The organism is Streptomyces sp. NPDC091412 (assembly GCF_044756885.1).
Taxonomy (GTDB): Bacteria; Actinomycetota; Actinomycetes; order Streptomycetales; family Streptomycetaceae; genus Streptomyces.
Window position 1 is genome coordinate 205,777 of the sequence record NZ_JBIVTV010000009.1, and the last position, 20,216, is coordinate 225,992.

21 protein-coding genes and 1 riboswitch are annotated in these 20,216 nt (G+C 71.7%); of the genes, 11 read left to right on the plus strand and 10 right to left on the minus strand.

Going from position 1 to position 20,216, the window contains the following annotated elements; translation table 11 throughout:
* Positions 1-131: 131 nt before the first annotated feature.
* Together ACIQMV_RS23000 and ACIQMV_RS23005 are read right to left on the minus strand one after the other, a co-directional pair.
* Entirely contained in the window at positions 132-524 is a 393-nt protein-coding gene (locus ACIQMV_RS23000; RefSeq protein ID WP_402595109.1) for a DUF4440 domain-containing protein, read from the minus strand.
* A 371-nt stretch (positions 525-895) separates the two neighbouring features.
* Entirely contained in the window at positions 896-2,959 is a 2,064-nt protein-coding gene (locus tag ACIQMV_RS23005; protein ID WP_402595111.1) for a protein kinase, read from the minus strand.
* Positions 2,960-3,320: 361 nt separating this feature from the next.
* Between ACIQMV_RS23005 and ACIQMV_RS23010 the strand changes: the two genes are divergently transcribed.
* Positions 3,321-3,566 (plus strand): hypothetical protein, encoded by a 246-nt coding sequence (locus ACIQMV_RS23010; RefSeq protein ID WP_402595113.1) that lies wholly within the window; start codon positions 3,321-3,323, stop codon positions 3,564-3,566.
* A gap of 673 nt (positions 3,567-4,239) precedes the next feature.
* Here the strand turns inward: ACIQMV_RS23010 and ACIQMV_RS23015 are convergent.
* A complete protein-coding gene (locus tag ACIQMV_RS23015) occupies positions 4,240-4,671 on the minus strand; it encodes a hypothetical protein (RefSeq protein WP_401777122.1) in 432 nt (143 codons plus the stop codon).
* A gap of 678 nt (positions 4,672-5,349) precedes the next feature.
* On the opposite strand from ACIQMV_RS23015, the gene ACIQMV_RS23020 reads away from it, so the two are divergent.
* A complete protein-coding gene (locus ACIQMV_RS23020) occupies positions 5,350-5,703 on the plus strand; it encodes a VOC family protein (RefSeq protein ID WP_402595115.1) in 354 nt (117 codons plus the stop codon).
* A gap of 778 nt (positions 5,704-6,481) precedes the next feature.
* Here ACIQMV_RS23020 and ACIQMV_RS23025 read toward each other — a convergent pair.
* The 3 genes from ACIQMV_RS23025 to ACIQMV_RS23035 form a co-directional block, all read right to left on the minus strand.
* A complete protein-coding gene (locus tag ACIQMV_RS23025) occupies positions 6,482-6,901 on the minus strand; it encodes a DUF4260 family protein (protein ID WP_402595116.1) in 420 nt (139 codons plus the stop codon).
* Between the two features lie 269 nt (positions 6,902-7,170).
* Positions 7,171-7,773, minus strand: a complete 603-nt coding sequence (locus ACIQMV_RS23030; protein WP_402595118.1) for an SRPBCC family protein — start codon at positions 7,771-7,773, stop codon at positions 7,171-7,173.
* A 54-nt stretch (positions 7,774-7,827) separates the two neighbouring features.
* A complete protein-coding gene (locus ACIQMV_RS23035; RefSeq protein WP_402595119.1) occupies positions 7,828-8,439 on the minus strand; it encodes a TetR/AcrR family transcriptional regulator in 612 nt (203 codons plus the stop codon).
* 202 nt (positions 8,440-8,641) lie between these two features.
* Here ACIQMV_RS23035 and ACIQMV_RS23040 point away from each other — a divergent pair, with 202 nt between their 5' ends.
* Both ACIQMV_RS23040 and ACIQMV_RS23045 read left to right on the plus strand, forming a co-directional pair.
* Positions 8,642-8,806 (plus strand): hypothetical protein, encoded by a 165-nt coding sequence (locus ACIQMV_RS23040; protein WP_402595121.1) that lies wholly within the window; start codon positions 8,642-8,644, stop codon positions 8,804-8,806.
* A 65-nt stretch (positions 8,807-8,871) separates the two neighbouring features.
* Positions 8,872-9,633: a hypothetical protein gene (locus tag ACIQMV_RS23045; RefSeq protein WP_402595123.1), complete on the plus strand. Its 762-nt coding sequence runs from the start codon at positions 8,872-8,874 to the stop codon at positions 9,631-9,633.
* Between the two features lie 653 nt (positions 9,634-10,286).
* Here ACIQMV_RS23045 and ACIQMV_RS23050 read toward each other — a convergent pair.
* From ACIQMV_RS23050 to ACIQMV_RS23060, 3 genes are all read right to left on the minus strand, one after another.
* Positions 10,287-11,513: a glycosyltransferase gene (locus ACIQMV_RS23050; RefSeq protein WP_402595213.1), complete on the minus strand. Its 1,227-nt coding sequence runs from the start codon at positions 11,511-11,513 to the stop codon at positions 10,287-10,289.
* Between the two features lie 100 nt (positions 11,514-11,613).
* Positions 11,614-12,462: a bifunctional 5,10-methylenetetrahydrofolate dehydrogenase/5,10-methenyltetrahydrofolate cyclohydrolase gene (locus tag ACIQMV_RS23055; RefSeq protein ID WP_401777097.1), complete on the minus strand. Its 849-nt coding sequence runs from the start codon at positions 12,460-12,462 to the stop codon at positions 11,614-11,616.
* A gap of 20 nt (positions 12,463-12,482) precedes the next feature.
* Positions 12,483-12,568: riboswitch (ZMP/ZTP riboswitch) on the minus strand.
* A 234-nt stretch (positions 12,569-12,802) separates the two neighbouring features.
* The gene (locus tag ACIQMV_RS23060; protein ID WP_225076615.1) at positions 12,803-13,168 is read right to left on the minus strand and encodes a nuclear transport factor 2 family protein; all 366 of its coding nucleotides are present in this window, start codon (positions 13,166-13,168) and stop codon (positions 12,803-12,805) included.
* A 176-nt stretch (positions 13,169-13,344) separates the two neighbouring features.
* On the opposite strand from ACIQMV_RS23060, the gene ACIQMV_RS23065 reads away from it, so the two are divergent.
* The 7 genes from ACIQMV_RS23065 to ACIQMV_RS23095 all read left to right on the plus strand — a co-directional run bounded on the left by ACIQMV_RS23065 (position 13,345) and on the right by ACIQMV_RS23095 (position 18,730).
* Complete coding sequence (locus ACIQMV_RS23065) at positions 13,345-13,644, plus strand: hypothetical protein (protein WP_402595124.1); 300 nt, start codon at positions 13,345-13,347, stop codon at positions 13,642-13,644.
* Between the two features lie 136 nt (positions 13,645-13,780).
* A complete protein-coding gene (locus ACIQMV_RS23070; RefSeq protein WP_402595126.1) occupies positions 13,781-14,866 on the plus strand; it encodes an S-(hydroxymethyl)mycothiol dehydrogenase in 1,086 nt (361 codons plus the stop codon).
* Entirely contained in the window at positions 14,866-15,495 is a 630-nt protein-coding gene (locus tag ACIQMV_RS23075; RefSeq protein WP_141355404.1) for an MBL fold metallo-hydrolase, read from the plus strand. Before ACIQMV_RS23070 ends, ACIQMV_RS23075 begins: the two co-directional genes overlap by 1 nt.
* Before the next feature lie 204 nt (positions 15,496-15,699).
* Entirely contained in the window at positions 15,700-16,614 is a 915-nt protein-coding gene (locus ACIQMV_RS23080) for an SDR family oxidoreductase (protein WP_141355402.1), read from the plus strand.
* A gap of 144 nt (positions 16,615-16,758) precedes the next feature.
* Positions 16,759-17,565 (plus strand): SDR family NAD(P)-dependent oxidoreductase, encoded by an 807-nt coding sequence (locus ACIQMV_RS23085; RefSeq protein WP_402595128.1) that lies wholly within the window; start codon positions 16,759-16,761, stop codon positions 17,563-17,565.
* Positions 17,566-17,705: 140 nt separating this feature from the next.
* The gene (locus tag ACIQMV_RS23090) at positions 17,706-18,401 is read left to right on the plus strand and encodes a L,D-transpeptidase family protein (protein ID WP_141355398.1); all 696 of its coding nucleotides are present in this window, start codon (positions 17,706-17,708) and stop codon (positions 18,399-18,401) included.
* A 143-nt stretch (positions 18,402-18,544) separates the two neighbouring features.
* A complete protein-coding gene (locus ACIQMV_RS23095; protein WP_402595130.1) occupies positions 18,545-18,730 on the plus strand; it encodes a hypothetical protein in 186 nt (61 codons plus the stop codon).
* Between the two features lie 68 nt (positions 18,731-18,798).
* Here ACIQMV_RS23095 and ACIQMV_RS23100 read toward each other — a convergent pair whose 3' ends face one another.
* The gene (locus ACIQMV_RS23100; protein WP_402595132.1) at positions 18,799-20,178 is read right to left on the minus strand and encodes a S1 family peptidase; all 1,380 of its coding nucleotides are present in this window, start codon (positions 20,176-20,178) and stop codon (positions 18,799-18,801) included.
* Positions 20,179-20,216 lie beyond the last annotated feature (38 nt).

Genomic DNA, 20,216 nt, shown 5'->3' on the forward strand with positions numbered 1-20,216 from the left:
AGCGATGGAGGCATACTCGCGGCTGGTGACTTCCGACGTTCGGACACTCTGTGTAATTAACCACCAGGGTCGGTGACACGTTCGTTAATGGCACCCGCACCTGGCTGAAAACCCCGTCAAAGCAGGGGTGTTCAGCCCTCGGGGACGGGGGTGGCCTGGTGGTGGTAGAGCCGCCATCCGGTGTCGCCCTCGCCCTTGCGCCACAGGGAGCTGCGGCGGGCCCGGCGGCCGGCGATGACGCTCTCGTACGTCAGGTGCACGAGGTCCGGGGCGAGGAGCACCCCGCGCATGCCGGAGGCCTCGATGCGCGGGCTGTCCGCTCCGCCGTGCAGGGTGGGCAGGGCCGCGACCATCTCCTCGTACGTCCAGCGCCGCCCGGAGGCGCCGACCTCGACGAACTCGGGGTCGAACAGCCGGACGCCGACGGCGGAGGCCCGGACGGCGGGGTCGTGCAGGCGCAGTTCACCGTCCTTCGCCGCGGCGATCGCGGCCTGTTCCTCGGGGTTCTCATTCGTGTCGATCATGGACGCATCCTCTCCCGCCCCGGAGCCCTCGGCAAAGGGTCTTCGGGTCCTCGTCCGTTGACCAAAGGCGTTTGAGGTCGTCGCTGAAGATCTGGCCGTACCGGTCGGCGTCCAGTTCGTGCAGGCGCCTGGTCAGGATGTCCGCGTCTTGGGCGTCGGTGTCCCCTGACACTGATTCCTAATGCCGTTTGTCCTGGACCGTCCGGCGAACTGCGAGACTCGGGCCGTGATCACCCCCCGCCGCCCCTTGGGCACCGGTCCCCAACCCGCCGCCGAACCGGAGCTGTCGCCAAATGGCGACAGCCGCGAGCGAGGCCGTACGGCTGCGGAACGGGCTGCCGCCGAGTCTCCTGCCTCCGGGAAAGCAGCGGTCAGGAGAGGCAGTCACCCGAGCCGATGAACTCGGGGGTTCCCATGTTCCCGCTGTAGACGGCCACGGACCAGCGGATGTACTGCCAGGACTGGTTCCTGCTGTACTCGTCCCTCAGCTTCCTGCAGGTAGTCCTTCGGGCGACATCCTGGAAGTTGGCTCTCTGGGCGCGGCCGACCAGCGCTCCATAGGTGTCCTGGATCCACACGTACGCGGCCTTCTCGGCCGGGTCGAACCCGAGGTTGATGTCGTCGTCCGCGGCGGAGGGGTCCACGCCGTTGCCCTCGGCGACCCGGATCTTCCACGCGGCGGTGATGGCCTTGTCCGTGGCGTCGGCGACTCGAATCTCGTCTTTGTCGGTACTGGGTATCTGCGCGGTCGCCATGCCGGCCTCGTCTCCCTGCCACTGCCCGGCGACCTCGTAGTAGCACCCGTCGGTGGCCTCGCCGAAGCCGAGGACGTCCGCCTCGATGTCGCCGTCGGAGTTCTTCCAGAAGGCGGAGTAACGGCCGTAGGGCCAGGTGGTGGGGCTGGTCTGGAGGCGGTGGGCGAGAGTGGTGCAGGATGCCATCTCTCCTGCCCTGCGGAACACCTCCTGGTCGTCCTCCGGCAGCTGGGAGACCGGCCCGCCGGTCACCATCACGGTCTGCGCACGCCGGTTGAACGTGACCGTGGCAGTGAGGTGGTCCAGGCCCTTGGTGGCGAGCATGGACCTCACGTCGTCCTCGATCGCTTGGGCGGTGTCCTTCTCCTCCTGGGTGCTCGCGGTGGTGCTCGCTCTCCACTCGTCGTCCGACGGCTGGGCCTCGTTGCCGGCCCGTGTGAAGGCGGGGTGGGCCACGCCGGCCAGCGGATCGGCCGGTACGCGGATCCCGCGCGGATCGGCCGCGGTCCGCGTCGCCGCAGCGGGGCCAGGGGTTCCGACGGGCCCGGTGGCGCCGCCGGCGTGACGGGCCGGGGAAGCGGTCGACCGGCCTGCGGCGGAGTCCCGCGCGCCGCCTCGGTCTCCGCCGTTCGGGAAGGCGGCCGGAAAGGCCAAGGCGCCCCCGGCGAGAGCGCCGATCACGGCGGCGGCCACGAGCACAGTTGTGACGGCCCGTCTGCGGGAGGGTGGGGAGGGGGCGTGCCAGGTGGGGTCGTCCACGGCGGGCATCTCCCACACGGCCGTGACCAGTTCGCCGACCCGGGTGGGTGCCGGTCCGTCGCCGCCCGCGAGGACCTGGGTGGCCTGGGAGGCGAGGAACCGCGAGCACTCCTGGGCGGCCGAGGCGGCGGATATCCGCTCGGCGGGTTCCTTCGCGAGGGCGCTCTCCACGACTTCGCGCAGTTCCTCGGGTACACCGTCCAGGTCGGGGTCCCCGGACATGACTCGGAACGCGACCACGTCCGGCGCGCCGGTGCCGAACGGGAGCCGGCCGGTGGCGGCGTAGGCGACGAGCGCGCCCCAGGCGAACATGTCGCCCTCCGGCCCGGCGGTGCTGGTGCGGTAGTACTCGGGGCTGATCCAGCCGGGGGTGCCGGTCATGACGCCCGTCCGGGTCACGCTCGTGCCGTCGGCGGCGCGGGCGATGCCGAAGTCGAGGACGCGAGGGCCGGCCGGAGTGAGGATGACGTTCTGCGGCTTCACATCCCGGTGGACGACGCCGGCTTCGTGGACGGCCGCCAGTGCTTGGGCCGTGCCCGTCGCGAAGGCGTACAAGGTGCCGCCGGTCAGGGGGCCGTGGTCGGCCAGGTACTGGTTGAGGGTAGGGCCCGGAGCGTAGGCGGTCGTCAGCCAGGGTGCGTCGGCTTCGGGGTCGGCGGCGAGCAGCGGCACGAGGCACGGCCCCTGCACGCGCGCGGACAGCTGCACCTCGCGGCGGAACCGGGCCCGGAACTCCGGGTCTTCGGCCTGCGCAGGGTGGATCACCTTGACGGCGACCCTGAGCCCGTCGGCGGTGAGACCGGCATGGACGGTCCCCATGCCGCCGGAGCCGAGGCGGCCGATGATCCGGTAGGGGCCGACACGGGAAGGATCACCTGGGCGGGCGGGTTGCACCCGCCCGCCGGAACCAGCAGCGCTCACGAGGAGTCCCAGCCTAGGAAACTGACAGTGAAGAAGATGTGAAGGATGTGTATATCATGATCACATAAGTACGTGAAACGGGCCCCCGGTCGTGCCCGGCCGTGGAATTGGGAACTCCTCCACCTCAGGAGCCACCCGGGTTCAGTGCGCGTGTCCCGTCTCCCCTTCGGTGGGCGTCTCCTCACCGTGCCGCCCCGGCACCGCGGCCGGGCAAGCTGCTGTTCGCGTTCTTCGCGGCGATGGCGGAGACCGAGCGGGAGAACATCCGCGATGTCGATGCTGGAAGGGCTCGACACCGCGGCCTGCAAGGGCAAGCACGGCGGCCGGCCGCCGGTCGTCACCGACGACATGCTGCACACCGGTGCTCCGCCGCAGGGCGAACGGCGAGTCCGTCGAGCAGATCCAGCCCGACCTGATCATCCCCACCGGCAAGCGCAAGGGGCCGGGCCCCTCCGTCGCCGGCGTCTACCGGGCGCTCGCCGAGCACGCCAAGCGCGAGGCGTACCCCGAAGCCATCGAGGCCGCGCGCGCCGACGTCGCCGCTCTCCAAGCGGCCGGCGAACTCCCCGGGCCCCGCCTCGCTCTCCCTGACCGAGCGTCACTCTGATTACAGAAAGCCACTTGTCACCTGGTTCGCCGCTCGTTAACGGCGCACCCTGGAAGTCGCGCCGGTGCTCGGACTCCTGCGGCAGCGCCGCCGGCACCAGCGCCACGAGCACTCGACCGAGGTAGACCCACCAGGGAGCGTGGACGAACGTCGACCCGCGGCCGGGTCGGCGGACGCCGGCCAAGCTCACCGAGGATCAGGCCGCGCTCGCCCAACGGCTCTACGGCGAGCGAGAGAAGACGGTCCAGCAGATCGCCGACATGTTCGGCGTTCCCCGGTCGACGGTGTACGGGCACCTCGACAAGACCAAAACCGTGCCTCGCCAGCCGAAGAAGGCCACGGTCACCAAGCCCTGAAAGCTACCGACCGGTTATTTGTTCCCTGGTGTCCGGGCTGGGACTCCGGGGCCGTGAACGCGAGCCTCCACTTCGACCTGCCCAGGTTCGAGGCCGACAGCGCGGCCCGCTTCCTCGCCCGGCACCTCGGGGTAGCGGCCACCACGGCGGCCTGACGCCGCACGTCGGCCGGCCCGAGAGGGGCGAGACCACCGGCGTCCCAGCCGAAAGCCCCGGCCGCCGCGGAGTCCACCGCGGCGGCCGGGGCTCACCCGGCGAGGGAGACGCGACCCGTCAGACGAAAGCCGTCAAACGCAAGCCGTCATCGGACGCGAGCGTCAGGAGGTCACGATCTTGGTCTTCGAGCAGTGGGACGTGACGCCGCCCTTCGTCAGGCAGGCCCACATGATGTACTGATGGCCCTCGGGCAGGTTGCCGCTCTTCCACGCGGTGTAAGGCGAATTGTGGCCGGAGGTGCTGACCACGCGTTCGGGGATGCTGCCGTCGGGCGCGCTCAGATGGGCGACGACGCCATATCCGTCGGCGGTGGCGTCGAAGGCGCCGAGGGTGTCCCCCGTCACGCCACAGCCGGGGTTCGCACTCCACAGACCGGAGCCGGCCCACTTGCCGGCGTCGTTGTAGACATCGACGGACGGGTACGTGCAGATCTCGTCCGTCGCGGCGGAAGCCGAGCCAGATGTCGCGGTGACGAGGCCCCCGGCCATCACGAGACTGGTCAGCGCGACGCCTGCCTTACGAGCAATACGCATGATTTCCCCCTGAACGCCGCCAGGGTCTCCGGCGGCGGCACTCAGTATGGAATACGGGGGCAGAGCAGAGCAATGATCTTTCCGGCGGTGGCTCAGGGCCGGACAGGCCCTGAGCCGGACCGCGCGCTCGCCCGCCTCGGCCACGCGGTGGCCGGCGAGTGGCAGAGCACCACGGGCCAGGCCCGCGACGTACCTGTCTTCCGGGTGGAGGTGCGCGCGCACGTCCCGGGCGAGAGCCGGAGCGAGTGGCAGCTGGTCCGCGACACCGACGGCGACGAAGTCACCGTCACCCTCATCGCGTCCGCCGACGGTCAGCGGGTGAGCGTCCAGGGCGGCACCGGCGAGACGTTCCACGGCGAGCGGGCCCGGCAAGCGGGCGGTGGAGGAGCTCGTCCCGGCGTATCAAGCCCGCGGCTACCGGCTTGCCGCCGTACGCGCCACCCGCTGAGCACGCGGCCCTGTTACCGTCATGCGGATGCTGCGCGAACACGACGAACAGGCCACCGCGACCGCAGAGGCGTGATCCACCGCTACCTTGCGGCTGGTGTCTGAGCCAGGACTCCGAGGCCGTGTTCGCTCTCCTGTCACTGCCGGGAGATGATGAGCCAGGGCCGCCGGGGCGGCCCGCCCCTCGACGGAGGGACGGGTGGGCCGCCGGTCCTGTCTATGCTCAGGCCCATGACACTGGAATGGGAACAGATCATCGTCGACTCCGCCGACCCCGTCGCTCTCGGGCGCTGGTGGGCCGAGGCTCTCGGCTGGGTAGTGGTCGACGAATCCGAGGAGATCATCGAGATCCGGCCTGAGCCGGACCAGATGCCGGGGCTGCTCTTCGTACCTGTCCCCGAGGGCAAGACGTCGAAGAACCGGCTCCACCCCGACTTCCGCCCCGACGACCAGGAGGCCGAGGTCGCCCGGCTGCTCTCCCTCGGTGCCCGGCGCGCCGACACCGTGCAGGACGAGCAGCACTGGGTGACCCTCCTCGACCCGGAGGGCAACGAGTTCTGCGTCCTGAGTGAGCGGAAGAGCTGAGCGTCGTCGTGCGCGGCGACGAGCGCCCCGATGAGGTCATCGGGGCACTCCTCGCGCTTGCGGTCGATGAGCTCCTTGAGATAGGCGATCATCGACGCGCGCTGAGCCGCGGACTCCTCCTCGGTGTGCGAGGTGAGCGACACGAATGCGTCCGACCATGCGCGGAAGCGGTCCCGGTCCTCGAAGGGCACTTTGAGCAGCTCACAGATCACCATGACCGGCAGGGGGAAGGCCAGCTCGGTGTTGAGGTCGACTGGCGGGGATAGCTCTTCCATGGAGTCGAGCAGACCATCGGTCAACTCTTGGATAGGCGGGCGCAGTTGCTGCACACGGCGGTTGGCGAACTCCCGTAGCACCAGCTTGCGCAACCGGGTGTGCTCGGGCGGGTCCATGGTGAACAGCCCACCGGCCAGCGGCGGGGTCTTCGAGAGCTGGGGCGCACCCGGTGCCACGGTGGCTGCCCGGCTGTACGCGCCGTCGGCGAGCACCGTGCGCACGTCGTCGTATCGACTGACCACGTACCCCGTGTCGCCGCTGGGCAGTCGTATGTGCGCGACGGGGCACTGGTCTCGCAACTCGGCGTAGACGGGGGGGGGTATCTCGATCGCTCACGGTCGGTGGAACGGGTAGCGGAGAGCAGGGCCGTCGGCCGCGGAGGGCTCGTGGGCCGTCCGCTGATTCGTGTCCATGGAGAAAGCCTCCTGAGGTGAGCCTTGGTCGAGGTCGTGCGGAGCTTCGGTCGCTGCGTCCGGGGCCGCGGAAGCCGCTCGGTCGGCGCTCAGCGCTGCCAGCCGTCGGCAGTGCGCAGTCCGTAGCCGAGCGCCCGATCAGAAGCGATGTGCAGCAGCCAGCCGAGTGCGAAGGTGAACAGCCCCACGTTGGCACCTGGTCCGTCGCCCGGCAGGAAGGGGACGACGACGAGCCCCAGAACTGGGCCGATCGGCCGGTGGACGAGGTTGTAGGCGGCCACCTTGCCGCGTGGGAGCTGCCCGGGTTCGTGCGGCCCCGCCGGCCCGACGAACAGCGTCAGGTCAGGAGCGATGAAGCCCACAATGCCCAGCGGAATCGTCCCGCCGCCGTGGTTGACCATCTCGAGCACGGTCCAGGCCAGCAGAAACACGGCGAGCAGGGACCAGGCCCCACGGACCGGGCCCGAGGCTGAACTCCGGATGACTTTATGGCGCGTTGGGGATGTCATGCGTTCACTCCTTGCAAGGAGACGGTGGCCGAGATCCAGCTTGGGGCGGGGTGCTGAGCGGTTGGCAAAGCGACGAGCCCTGCGGCGCGGGATTTGCCCTCGGAGGCCTTGCGCGACCCTGGCCGCACTGCGCGAGGCTTGGCCCGTTCTGCCGGACTACGCGGCGCTCTTCACCGACGTTGGTTCGGTCGCAGTCAGCAACCTCTCTTCCGGCCCAACCTGTACACCCAGGACGCGTGGCCGCTCGAATGGGGTCGACTGACGTCCAGTCAGCCCTGGGCGAGTGAGGTGACCCGCGCTGCAAGGGCCTGGTTCATCAGGCGGAACTGGGGGAGCGTGGTGCTGTCGAGCGAGCCGCCGAGGAAGGGCACGGCCACGCCGGTGAAGCTCTCGCTCTGGGTAAGGCGCACGCGGTGCGGCCCGAGCTGCTCGATGGTGAACCGGTGCTCGCCGTCCGCGATCCAGCCCGGACCGAACCGGCCCAGCCAGCGCAGCTCCCGGCCGGGGGAGACGGTGAGCAGTTCCGGGGTGAAGACGGTGGTGCTGCCGTCCGCAAAGTGCAGGACGTTGCGCAGGTGCGCGCCCTGCCGCAGGGCGCCTCCCGAGGAGGTCACCTGCGCCGAGGTGATGAACGGGTTCCACTCCGGGTAGGCCGGCAGGTCGGTGAGCACCTGCCAGACCTGGTCGGGTGTCGCGTCGATCTCGATGGAGGCGGTGAGCCGGGTCGGGTGGGTGGTGGTCCAAGCGGTCCAGCCGGCGAGAAGGGCCACCAGTGCGGCGAGCGCCACCAGGAGGAGGCGGCGCCTGCGGTTCCGCCGGGGGCGGACGGGGTGCGTGGTGCGGGAGGTGGCGGAAGATGCTGTCACGGTCATGGGCTCTCCACTTTCGTGTAGGGCCGTTCCTTCCGGGCAGGCCCGGGGGGTGGGTCAGCGGGCCGCTCCCTCGAGGGCCGTGCTGACGAGGCGGCCGACGTATGCCCCGTCGAGGGGGCGGCCGGTGACGAGCAGGCGGTAGTACAGCGCTCCGGCGAGCTGGTCGAAGAGGACCTCGGGATCCAGGCCGGGGCGCAATTCCTCCTGATCCTTGGCCTCTTGGAGCAGGGCGAGGACAACGGCGTTGCGACGGGCGAACATGGCGTGCACAGCCGCGCCGACATCGGCGTGGCGGGCTGCCGCGGCGGCGACCTCGGCGACGAGGCCGGCCGAGGTGTCACCGGAACCGGCCGGACGGCCGGCCCGCCGGACCCGGTCCAGGCCGTGCACGATGGCGTTGAGGTAGCGGGTGAGGTCGGCCCGCACATCGCCGCTGTAGTGGACCGGCACCTCGTCCTGCATTCGGGCGACCACCGCGACGATCAGGTGGTCCTTGGTGGGCCAGCGCCGGTACAGCGTGGTCTTGGCGACGCCGGCGGTGGCTGCGGCCTCGTCCACGGAGAAGCGGTCGTAGCCGCGTTCCAGCAGGAGCTCCAGCGCTGCCCCAAGGATTTTCTCGTCGGCTCCCTCGGTGCGGGGGCGTCCGCGTCGTGCAGCAGGGACCACGGCTCGGGCCTCCCTTTGAGTTGGTTTCGCTACGACCGTTTCGTAAAGGACGGTAGAGCCGGCGCGGCCGTTTACGCAACAGGCGGAGCGGAATTGTCGATGATCGGTCAGCGACCGGAGCGACTCGAGCGGCTCCGGAACGGACTTGTACCGGCCCTGGAGTACGGGCTGTTCAGGAGATATGCGAAGGGGGGCGCTGCCGATGGGCGGCGCCCCCGTCGCTCGTGGTGGCCGGGCGTCGCTGCGGGCCCGGGTCCAGCGCGCCCCGGGGACCGTCAACGCCGACACCGAGCGGCGGGCCGACGGCACGGTCCGCACCGACGCGCAGTTCTACGCGGCCCTCGGGGAGTTTCGGTGCGGTGGGTAGCGGTTGGGTGTTCAGTTTGCTGAACACTTCTGTGTCGCCGTGTCGAACCTGGCAAGCTGCGGCTGGTGAGGGGTGACTGGCTGGGGAAGTTTCGTCGGGAGCGGCGGGTGCTGGCGCGGGTGCGGCGGGCCGCGTGGCGGCTGGAGCAGGCCGAGAAGGAACGGGACGGGGCGCTTGCCTGGGCGCGGGCCGACGGGGTGTCGGTGCGGAAGGCGGCGGAGGCGGCTGGTCTATCACCGACCCGGGTACACCAGCTGACCAAGGACGCCCAGGCGGACGTGCTGGAGGCGATGCCGGCCGAGTTGCGGGCAGCGGGCTGGCCTGCTCCGGAGGATCCGGACGGTAGCGACGACGAGGAACTGTCGGGGCGCGCGGACGTGACCGGGCGGCTGGTGGACGAGGTCGGCTGGATCCGTCAGTGCGCGGAGTGGATCGACCACCTGGAGCGGAAGCAGTATCCGCCAGTGGTGAACCTGCGGCCGGAGGCCGATTTCCCGGACCGGCACCCGGTGGTGGTCGATCTGCCGCGGGTGGCGGCCGTGCTGCGGCGCATCGCCTACGACGTCGACGAGCTCGCCCGCGCCCGCAGCATCGAGGGCCTCGACCGAGCGCGTACCCGCGACGATCCGCGGACGGAGCGGCGCTGGCGCCTGGCCGAATCGGACCTGACCTTCGCCGAGTTCTGCGCCAGCACCGGGACGCCGTCCCAGTCCATCCGGCAGGGCAGGGATGCCTGGACCGCCTACCAGACCGAACGCCGCGACCGCGGGGAAACGGACGAGGACCCCTACACGGCGTACAACCCCTCCCGCGACAACAGGACCTGACCCGCGAACGGCCTGCACGCCTCGCACCGTTGTCCTCCTGACACCAGACACACCATGGAGCCGCCACGCCACGAGCACACCCGTGCACCGTCGCCGGGAACGGCGGGGTGGACGGGCCGCGAGGGGGGTACCGTCAGCCGTCGACGGCCAGGGCACCGTCGCGACGGCACAGTCCCCGTGGACGCGTGCTGACGGCAGGTATGAGCCCGGCCTGCTCGTACCGTGAACACGGACGGCCAGGCGCCATGCTGCCGCGATGCGGCTGGATCCGTCGTGCTGGACCGTCCGGCGAACTGCGAGACTCGGGCCGTGATCACCCCCCCGCCGCCCCTTGGGCACCGGTCCCCAACCCGCCGCCGAACCGGAGCTGTTGCCAATGGGCGACAGCCGCGAGCGAGGCCGTACGGCTGCGGAACGGGCTGCCGCCGAGTCTCCTGCCTCCGGGAATGAGGGTCAGGTGGTGACGCGGTCGCCAGGCCGCCGCCGTCTGGGCACAGGGGCCGACCCGCTCTAGCTATAGCTAGCCGACCGGCCCGTCGTCCGTGCCGCGTCCGTACTGCGGGAAACCACGGGAACCACTGCCTGAACGGCGTGGGAGGTGCCCCCGGCACCGGACGCCGCGAGCTTCCCGGCAAACCTTTCCGGCCACAGCACTAGCGGGCGAGTTGTTCGACCGCGTTCAGTACCGGTGCCAGGCCGTTCTCCTCGCGGATCCGGGCGCCCAGGGCCCGTGCCCGTTCCCGGTGTCCGTAGCCACGGGTGGCGCGGACCAGGGCCGCGGCGAGGTTGTCCGCGGTGAGGCCGCGCAGCGGAACCGAGCAGGGTGCCACGCCGAGGCCGACGAGACGATCGGCCCAGAAGCCCTCGTCGAACTGGACGGGCACGGGCACCGCGGGGACGCCCGCCCGCAGCCCGGCCGCGGTCGTGCCCGCCCCGGCGTGGTGCACCACGCCCGCCAGCCGCGGGAACAGGGCCGAGTGCGGGACCTCGCCGATGGTCAGCATGTCCTCGCCGGACGCCTCCAGCCCCGCCCAGCCCTGCTGGACCACACCGCGCAGTCCGGCCCGGCGCAGCGCGCGCACGATGGTGTCGCTGAGTCGCCCGGGGTCGGGCACGGTGGCGCTGCCCAGCCCCACGTAGATCGGAGGAGGGCCCGCGTCGAGGAAGTCCCACAGGCCGTCCGGGAGTTGGGTGTAACGGTCGTACGGCCACCAGTACCCGCACACCTGGAGCGCGCTGCGCCAGTCACGGGGCCTGGGCACCACGAGCGGGCTGAAGCCGTGGTACACCGGCCCGCGCTGCTCCTGGCGGACGCGGCGGCCGGTGACCGCGCGGGCGGGCAGCCCCAGCCGGGTCCGCACGGCGGGTACGGCCGCCGAGAAGACCCGCTCCACGGCCAGGTCCACGCCGTGTCCGGCGAGGCGGTTCGCAGCTCCGCCCCAGTGTCCGCCGCCCAGCAGCGGGGGGGCGAACTCCCTTGTGGGGGAGAGGGGTTGCAGATGGGCGCTCACACTGGGCAGGTTCAGCGCCTCGGCGATGGCGTGCCCGACCGGCCCGAGTGAGCCGGCCAGCAGCAGCAGGTCGCTCTTCTCGGCCGCCGCGATCAGATCGTCCGTCATCCGGGCGATGGCCGCCCGCACCAGCCCCACGGCCCGCAGCATCTTGCCCGGGCCGGTCGCGCTGCGGTGGAGTCCCCGGCCCCGCGAGGACTCCAATTCGGCCCGCGGGTCCACCGGCAGCGGGTGGAAGCCGAGGCCCGAGCCCGCGACCAGCGGTTCGAAGCATCCGTGCGTGACCAGGGTGACCTCATGACCCGCGAGAGCCAGGCCGTGCCCCAGTCCGGTGAAGGGGGCGACGTCGCCCCGGGATCCCGCCGTCATGATCGCTACGCGCACGACGGCCAGTATGGCCGTGCGGCCGCCCGCCGTCCGTGAACGACCCGAGGGGTGTCGCACCCCCGATCCGGTTCCGGTACGCCGGTCACACCCCGAGCTGCCGGGCGGCGGCCGTCACGGTCTGCTCCAGCAGCGTGGCGATCGTCATCGGGCCCACCCCACCGGGCACCGGAGTGATCAGCGAGGCCCGCTGCACGGCGGAGTCGAAGTCGACGTCGCCGACGTTGCCCTGGTTGTAGCCCGCGTCGATCACCACGGCGCCGGGCTTGACGTCCTCGCCGCGGATGAGCCGGGGCCGGCCCACCGCGGCGACCACGACGTCCGCCTCACGCACGGCGGCCGGCAGGTCGGCGGTCCGCGAGTGGCAGTACGTCACCGTCGCGTCCCGCGCGAGCAGCAGCATCCCCACGGGCTTGCCGAGGATCGCGCTGCGGCCCACCACGACGGCACGCCGGCCGCGCAGCTCGACGTCGTACGCGTCCAGCAGCCGCAGGATGCCACCGGGCGTGCAGGACACGAACCCCGGCAGGCCGAAGCTCATCGCCGCGAACGAGGCGCAGGTGACCCCGTCGACGTCCTTCTCGGGCGCGATCGCCTCGAACGCGGCCCGCTCGTCGATGTGCTCGCCGACGGGGTGCTGGAGCAGGATGCCGTGCACGGCGGGATCCTTGGACAGCGACCGCAGCGTGTCGACCAGTTCCTCGGTGGTGGTCGCGGCCGGCAGTGCCACATGGCGGGAGTCGATACCGGCCTTGCGGCAGCGGTTCTGCTTCATCCGTACGTAGGTGACGGAGGCGGGGTCCTCACCGACCAGCACGGTCGCCAGACAGGGCGTCGTACCGGTGCGCTCGGTGAGTGCGGCGGCCTTCCGCGCGGTCTCCTCGACGACACGGCGGGCGAGCGCGGTGCCGTCCATCGGACGGGCCTGGGACATGGTCCACTCCTGGGCGTTCGGGGAATTGCCCAGGCGCGCGGCTCACGACTCTGCGTGGACCGCTCCCCGGTGGTGCTCCACCTCAGCGCCAGTCACGGCCCCGCCTCACCCTAACCCACACGGCCCGTCGCGGCCGAAGGCCGCGCACCGCCGTACGGCCCGGACGCGGCCGCGCCGCCCGCGGCAGCGAGCGGACCGCCGCGTCGGACGCCAGGCGGGGCACCGCGGTCGAGGGCCCCCGGCAGGCGCGACCGGGCCGAACGGGACCGGCCCAGGCCGGCGCGGGCCGAGAAGGTCCGGGTCGGACGGGAGCCGACCTGGAACCTCGCGGCTCTCCCGCCTATTCGTCCCATGCCTGGATCAGTATCTGCTCGGCGATCCTGCCGTCGCGCAGCGAGACCATGGACTCCGCGAGGACACGGCCGCCGTCCGCGTACTGGCAGGACTCCACGTACGCCGCATGGTCGCCCTGCACGACGCACTGCTCCAGCCGGTGCGTCATGTCGCGGCCGTAGACGTCCTGGAGCATGGTGCCGATCTCGTCCCGGCCGTGCAGGACCTTGGGGTTGCTGGGCTGGGTGTCGCGGTCCACGATGCGGATCTCCGCGTCGTCCGCGTAGAGCGACAGCAGCGTGTCCGCCGTGTCTCCTTCGATGCCGCGGCGCAGCGTGTCGGTGTCGAAGGCGGGGCTTGCCGAGGTGGACATGACGGGACCTCCTCCGAGGGCCGCGGCCCTTGCGAGGAGCGGGCCGCGGCGGGCCTCACAGTTCGAGACTCCTCCGCCCCGGCGGGCGCGGCAAACGGGGTCCGGACGCTGAGCCCGACGGGTGAGCGTGGCCGCGGGCCCGTGTCCGGGCGGGCCCGGACGGCGTTGCCGAGGGCATGGTCTGCACTCGACGCGTCGTCGCCGCCGTCGGACGCGCCGTCTCGGTCACGGGCCTGACCACGCTGCCCACGAGCGCCGCGGGCGCCCCGTCCGTCGGCGGGTTCCAGCCACCCGGCCTGCTCGACTCCCTCCCCGGGACCCGCGTCCCGGCCGAACACCGGGCCGAACCGCCCACGGTCTCCGAACGGCTGTCCGGGGTCGACCGCGTACGCGATCTCAACCAGGTGGGCCGGCTGAACCAGGTCACCCGCCTGGTCCCGCCGGTCTTCGGGCCGGTTCCCGCCAGCCAGCGCTGAGCTTCCGCCCCGCGGGCCGGGCACCCGCGCCTCGCCCGCCCGTCCCCGCAGATCAGAGGCCCCCTCGGTGTCCCTTACCGATCAGTCGGACGTAGGGTCGGGGGACGTACACCGCTCGACGGAAGGGACCACCACCATGGCGCAGGAAGTGCGCGGCGTGATCGCACCCGGCAAGAACGAACCGGTGCGGGTCGAGACGATCGTCGTGCCGGACCCGGGGCCGGGAGAGGCCGTCGTGCGGATCCAGGCCTGCGGCGTCTGCCACACCGACCTGCACTACAAGCAGGGCGGAATCAACGACGAGTTCCCGTTCCTGCTCGGCCACGAGGCCGCGGGCGTCGTGGAGTCGGTCGGCGACGACGTCACCGACGTCGCGCCCGGGGACTTCGTCATCCTCAACTGGCGGGCCGTGTGCGGCAAGTGCCGTGCCTGTCTGCGCGGGCGGCCCTGGTACTGCTTCGACACCCACAACGCGCGGCAGCGGATGACCCTGACCGACGGCACCGAACTCTCCCCGGCGCTCGGGATCGGCGCGTTCGCCGAGAAGACCCTGGTGGCGGCCGGTCAGTGCACCAAGGTCGACCCGTCGGTCTCCCCGGCGGTGGCCGGGCTGCTGGGCTGCGGCGTGATGGCCGGCATCGGCGCGGCGATCAACACCGGCAGCGTCGGCCGCGGCGACTCGGTCGCCGTCATCGGCTGCGGCGGTGTCGGCGACGCGGCGATCGCCGGTGCGTACCTGGCGGGCGCGGCGAAGGTCATCGCCGTCGACATCGACGACCGCAAGCTGGAGACCGCCCGCACCATGGGCGCCACGCACACGGTCAACTCCAAGGAGAACGACCCCGTCGAGGCCATCCGCGAGCTGACCGGCGGCTTCGGCGCCGACGTCGTCATCGAGGCGGTCGGCCGCCCCGAGACGTACCAACAGGCCTTCTACGCCCGTGACCTGGCCGGCACGGTCGTCCTGGTCGGCGTGCCGACCCCGGAGATGAAGCTGGAACTGCCGCTGCTGGACGTCTTCGGACGCGGCGGGGCGCTGAAGTCGAGCTGGTACGGCGACTGCCTGCCCTCCCGGGACTTCCCGATGCTCATCGACCTGCATCTGCAAGGACGCCTGCCGCTGGACAAGTTCGTCACCGAGACCATCCAACTGGACGAGGTGGAGAAGGCGTTCGAGCGGATGCACCACGGCGACGTGCTGCGCTCGGTGGTGGTGCTCTGATGGCCGCCCGTATCGAACGCCTCGTCACCTCCGGGCAGTTCACGCTCGACGGCGGCACCTGGGACGTCGACAACAACGTGTGGATCGTCGGCGACGACCATGAGGCCGTCGTCATCGACGCCGCCCACGACGCCGAGGCCATCGCCGCGGCGGTCGGCGACCGCCGGCTGACCGCCATCGTGTGCACCCACGCCCACAACGACCACGTCAACGCCGCCCCGGCGCTCGCCGACCTCACCGGCGCGACCATCTGGCTGCACGGCGACGACCTGCCGCTGTGGAAGATGACCCACCCGAACCGGGACCCCGACGAGCACCTGGTCGACGGCCAGGTCATCGAGGCGGCCGGCGCCGACCTGAAGGTCCTGCACACGCCCGGCCACGCCCCGGGCGCTATCTGCCTGTACGACCCCGGACTCGGCGTGGTCTTCACCGGCGACACGCTCTTCCAGGGCGGTCCCGGGGCCACCGGCCGTTCCTACTCCCACTTCCCGACGATCATCGACTCGATCCGCGACCGTCTGCTGACGCTGCCGCCCGAGACGAAGGTCCTCACCGGCCACGGCGACCCGACCACCATCGGTGCCGAGGCCCCGCACCTGGAGGAGTGGATCGCCCGCGGGCACTGACGCGGGAGAAGCGGGTGGGGAGCCCGGGTGGCGGGCCGTACGGGACCGGGAGGTGCTCGTGCGGCCCGCCCGCGTTTCACCGCTTCCCGCCCGCGTTCCACCGTTTCCCGCGCCGTTTCCCGCGCCGAAAGGCGACAGAAGGTGTCCGGTTTCCCCGGCACTCTCGATGACGGCATCGACGGAAGACGCATCGGGAGGTCGGACATGCCGGGCCCACTGGAAGGCAAGGTCGCGCTGGTCGCGGGGGCGACGCGGGGAGCGGGACGGGGAATCGCGGTGGAGCTCGGCGCGGCCGGCGCCACCGTCTACGTCACCGGACGCACCACCCGCGCCCGCCGCTCCGAGTACGACCGCCCCGAGACCATCGAGGACACCGCCGACCTGGTCACCGAGGCCGGCGGCCACGGCATCGCCGTACCGGCCGACCATCTGGAGCCCGGCCAGGTCCGCGCCCTCGTGGACCGTATCGCGCGCGAGCAGGACCGTCTCGACGTCCTCGTCAACGACATCTGGGGCGCGGAGCACCTCTTCGCGTGGGACACCCCGGTGTGGGAGCACGACCTCGACAAGGGGCTGCGGCTGCTCCGGCTCGCGGTGGAGACACACGCGATCACCAGCCATCACGCCCTGCCGCTGCTGCTGCGTCACCCCGGCGGTCTGGTGGTGGAGATGACCGACGGCACCGCCGAGTACAACCGGGACACCTACCGCGTCAACTTCTTCTACGACCTCGCCAAGGCGTCCGTCCTGCGCATGGCCTTCGCGCTCGGCCACGAACTCGGCCCGCGCGGCGCCACGGCGGTGGCCCTCACCCCCGGCTGGCTGCGCTCGGAGCTGATGCTCGACCACTTCGGGGTCCGGGAGGACAACTGGCGCGAAGCCCTGGACCGCGTTCCGCACTTCGCCATCTCCGAGACCCCGCGCTATGTGGGCCGCGCCGTGGCCGCCTTGGCCGCGGACCCGGACGTGGCCCGCTGGAACGGCCGTTCCCTCTCCAGCGGCGGGCTCGCCCAGGACTACGGCTTCACCGACCTGGACGGCAGCCGCCCCGACGCCTGGCGGTACCTCGTCGAGGTCCAGGACGCGGGCGGGCCCGCCGACCCGACCGGCTACCGCTGACCGGGCGCCGCCCCACCACGGCATCGCATCTCCCGGCCCGTCGGCCACGACGCCGACGGGCGTGGGGAGTTGCGGGACTCGCCGGAGCGAGGACATGGTGCGCGCCGACTGCCCGGGAGGCCTTCGGGGAAGTAGGTTCGGCGCATGACGGACAGTGGGCGGTTCGACGGACACGGGGTTCTCATCACCGGTGCGGGCCGGGGCATCGGCGCGGCCACCGCGCGCAGGCTGGCCGAGGAGGGGGCCGGGGTCCTGGTCACCGACCTGGACGGGGACGTGGCGGAGCACACGGCGGCGGCGCTGCGCGAGCGTGGACTCACGGCCCGGGCACACGCGTTGGACGTCGCGGACCGGGAGGCGGTCCAGGCGGCCGTGGACCTGGCCGTCCAGACCTTCGGATCCCTCGACGTCCTGGTCAACTGCGCGGCCCACTGCACGCCCGACACCCCGTTGTTCGAGGACGACCCGGAAGCGGTGTGGGCCCGCGACCTCGACATCACCCTGACCGGCGCCTACCGCTGCTGCCGCGCCGCCCTGCCCCACCTGGCGGCGGGCGGCAGGGGAGCGATCGTCGGCATCGGCTCGGTCAACGGCGTCCAGGACTTCGGCAACCACGGCTACAGCGCGGCGAAGGCGGGGCTTGCCTCGCTCACCCGTACCCTCGCCGGACACGCCGCCTCCCGCGGCGTCCGCGTCAACCTGGTGGTGCCGGGCACGGTCCGCACCTCGGCCTGGGAGGGACGGGAGGTCGAACTCGACCGGGTCCGCGGCCTGTACCCGCTGGGCCGGGTCGGCGAACCGGAGGACATCGCCGCCGCGGTGGCCTTCCTCGCCTCCCGCGACGCGGCCTGGATCACCGGCACCACCCTGACCGTCGACGGCGGCCTCACCGCGGTCAACACCGCTTTCCGCGCGGCCGTTCAGGAGGAGCGGGAGGAGGGGGACACCTGAGCGGACCGCCCGGCCCCGGCCTCGACCGCCGGGCGCGTGTCACCGTTTCGTCTCGGCACGCGCCGCTGCGCAACCGATGTGCCCCGCCACGGGTCTAGGTGTCGGGAAGTGCCGGAACGCACCTAGGGGGCAAGGTCGTTATGAGGGACATCGGCAGGCGGGGAGCGGTCGTACTGGGCGTCACGGGGCTGGTGGCGCCACTCACGCTCGCGCTCGGTACGGCACCGGCGCAGGCGGCGAGTTGTACGACGCAGGCGGGACCGTACCAGAAGCAAGTGGAGAAGTTCCTCGGGCGGCCCGTGGACGGACGGCAGTCGGCCGCCGACTGCAAGGCCATCCGGGCCTTCCAGAACAAGCACGGCATCACGCCGAACATCGGCTACGCGGGTTCCGTCACCTGGGGCGTGATGAACCTCATGAACAAGCAGAAGGCCGTCGGCAAGAAGCCCAACAAGAGCGGCAAGTGCCCGGTCAACAAAGGCCGTATCGCCTGCGTCGACCTCACCCTCCAGCTCAGCTGGATCCAGGACGGCAGTCGGCTCGTCTACGGGCCGGTACCGGTGCGCACGGGACGCAAGGGGTACACGACCCGCACCGGCCTGAAGAAGATCTACTGGCGGGACATCGACCACGTCTCGACCGTCTACAACGTGCCCATGCCCTACAGTCAGTTCTTCGACGGCGGTCAGGCCTTCCACTCCGTCGGCCTGAGCATGTGGAACCCGCCGGGTTCGCACGGCTGCGTCAACATGACGACGAAGGACGCCAAGAAATACTGGTCGCTGCTGAAGAAGGGCGACGACGTGTTCGTCTACGGGCGCAAGCCGGGCACCTGACGGCACGGGCAGGCCGACACCGAGACCCGTCGGCCGAGTGCGAACTCACGCCGGTGACCTGCCGAATTGACGTGATGAGCGACACGGTCCGATATGTCTGTATCGCTCGTACTTATTCACAGCGCCTTCACGCCGGGCGGCATATGCTTCACGGCATGTCCACCAGTGTTGAACCCGTCTCCGAGCGATCGGCCGCGGAGGTCAACGAGGAGATCCGGGCGCTGTGGCGCAGGTCGGGCGGGATTCTGACCACCGAGCAGCGCGAGGAGTACCAGCGCCTGGTGATGGAGTGGGCCGCGGCCGCCCCGCAATCCGACAGGGCGGCCTGAACCGGCTCCGACCTCTGCCCTCCGACCTCCGCCGTCGGTCCGCCCGTCGCCGCCGTCCGTCCTTCTCGTCAGCTCCACGTCGCCGAGTAGTACCTCTGGTAGGCCTTGCGGTCCCGTTCCGCGCGGATCCAGCGGGTGGCCACCAGGGCGATCAGACTGCCCCCCATGATCAGGAGACCGGGGCCGACGTTTTCGGGGTCGGAGAGCCGGGAGAGCGGCGTGGTCCCGTCGGCGCCGCCGGCCACCGGCGCCGAGGAGCCGGGGGAGGCCGTGCCGGGGGCGATGGCGCTGTGGGTGGCCGGGGCGGACGGCTCCGCGCTCTGCCCGGTGTCCTGCCGCGCGTCGGACACGATCAGCCGCACGTCGAGCGCGGACAGCGCCTTGGTGACCGGCTGGAAGAACGTCGTACCGCCCCGTGTGCAGTCGCCGCTGCCGCCCGAGGTCACCCCCAGGGCGATCCCCTCGGAGAACAGCGGACCGCCGCTGTCGCCCGGCTCGGCGCACACCGTGGTCCGGATGAGACCGGTGACGGTGCCCTCGGGGTAGTTCACCGTCGAGTCCAGTCCGGTCACCTCGCCGTCGCGCAGCCCGCTCGTGCTGCCGCTGCGGAACACCCGCTGCCCCACGGCCGGATCGCCCGCCCCCGTGATCCGTACGCCGTTGCCGCCGCCGATCGCCACCACGTCGGCGCCCTGGCCCGCGCTGCCGGAGTCGTACCGCACCAGCGAGAAGTCGCCGCCCGGGAAGGACCCGGCGACCGTCCTGCCGAGCTGCCGGTCGCCCTGGCCGTCGGCGAACCAGAGGGAACCGGTGGGCCCGCAGTGGCCCGCGGTGAGGATGAAGTCGGTCCGCCCGTCGGTCACGTTGAAACCCGCCGAGCAGCGCCCGTCGGTCGACAGGATGGGCTGCGCCCCGTTGAGACGGGTGGTGAAGGCGCCCTCGGTGCGCTCCATGCGTACAAAGCCACCGACCCTGCCGGCGACCTCGGTCATCCGGGCCCAGTCGGAGGCGGAGACCGTGCTGTCGCCCTCGACCGTCACCCGGTTGGCGCGGTAGTCCATCGTCCAGGCCGTGCCGGCCACCCGGGGCGCCGCGCGCAGGGCCGCGGTGGCCGCCTTCAGCTCGTTCATGCTGTGCCGCACGATCTTCGCCTCGGCGCCCGCCCGCCGCACCTCCGCCGCCGTCCCCTCATCGGTCACGGCGACCACCGGGCGCCCGTCGGAGCCGATCCAGCTGCCCGCCGTGCGCGAGGTGCCGAGCCGGGCCACCAGGTCGGCGCCGGACGTGCCGGACGTGCCGGCCGGCCCCGCGGTGCCACGCGCGGCGGAGGCGTCGGGAGGCTCGCTCGCCATCGCCGCCTGCGCGACCATCGCGCCCCCCAGAAGGAGTCCCGCGACGGCCGTCAGCCGTGCCACCCGCCGGACGACCCGTCGTCGTGCGTGCCCCATGCATGGCTCCCGAACCCGAACGCGCGGTCTCAACACCG

Excerpts from the sequence above, each read along its gene's own strand:
- ACIQMV_RS23000 (WP_402595109.1), bottom strand. The coding sequence starts at position 524 with ATGATCGACACGAATGAGAACCCCGAGGAACAGGCCGCGATCGCCGCG.
- ACIQMV_RS23015 (WP_401777122.1), bottom strand. The coding sequence starts at position 4,671 with ATGCGTATTGCTCGTAAGGCAGGCGTCGCGCTGACCAGTCTCGTGATG.
- ACIQMV_RS23020 (WP_402595115.1), top strand. The coding sequence starts at position 5,350 with ATGACACTGGAATGGGAACAGATCATCGTCGACTCCGCCGACCCCGTC.
- ACIQMV_RS23025 (WP_402595116.1), bottom strand. The coding sequence starts at position 6,901 with ATGACATCCCCAACGCGCCATAAAGTCATCCGGAGTTCAGCCTCGGGC.
- ACIQMV_RS23030 (WP_402595118.1), bottom strand. The coding sequence starts at position 7,773 with ATGACCGTGACAGCATCTTCCGCCACCTCCCGCACCACGCACCCCGTC.
- ACIQMV_RS23040 (WP_402595121.1), top strand. The coding sequence starts at position 8,642 with ATGGGCGGCGCCCCCGTCGCTCGTGGTGGCCGGGCGTCGCTGCGGGCC.
- ACIQMV_RS23050 (WP_402595213.1), bottom strand. The coding sequence starts at position 11,513 with ATGACGGCGGGATCCCGGGGCGACGTCGCCCCCTTCACCGGACTGGGG.
- ACIQMV_RS23055 (WP_401777097.1), bottom strand. The coding sequence starts at position 12,462 with ATGTCCCAGGCCCGTCCGATGGACGGCACCGCGCTCGCCCGCCGTGTC.
- ACIQMV_RS23060 (WP_225076615.1), bottom strand. The coding sequence starts at position 13,168 with ATGTCCACCTCGGCAAGCCCCGCCTTCGACACCGACACGCTGCGCCGC.
- ACIQMV_RS23065 (WP_402595124.1), top strand. The coding sequence starts at position 13,345 with ATGGTCTGCACTCGACGCGTCGTCGCCGCCGTCGGACGCGCCGTCTCG.
- ACIQMV_RS23070 (WP_402595126.1), top strand. The coding sequence starts at position 13,781 with ATGGCGCAGGAAGTGCGCGGCGTGATCGCACCCGGCAAGAACGAACCG.
- ACIQMV_RS23075 (WP_141355404.1), top strand. The coding sequence starts at position 14,866 with ATGGCCGCCCGTATCGAACGCCTCGTCACCTCCGGGCAGTTCACGCTC.
- ACIQMV_RS23080 (WP_141355402.1), top strand. The coding sequence starts at position 15,700 with ATGCCGGGCCCACTGGAAGGCAAGGTCGCGCTGGTCGCGGGGGCGACG.
- ACIQMV_RS23085 (WP_402595128.1), top strand. The coding sequence starts at position 16,759 with ATGACGGACAGTGGGCGGTTCGACGGACACGGGGTTCTCATCACCGGT.
- ACIQMV_RS23090 (WP_141355398.1), top strand. The coding sequence starts at position 17,706 with ATGAGGGACATCGGCAGGCGGGGAGCGGTCGTACTGGGCGTCACGGGG.
- ACIQMV_RS23095 (WP_402595130.1), top strand. The coding sequence starts at position 18,545 with ATGCTTCACGGCATGTCCACCAGTGTTGAACCCGTCTCCGAGCGATCG.
- ACIQMV_RS23100 (WP_402595132.1), bottom strand. The coding sequence starts at position 20,178 with ATGGGGCACGCACGACGACGGGTCGTCCGGCGGGTGGCACGGCTGACG.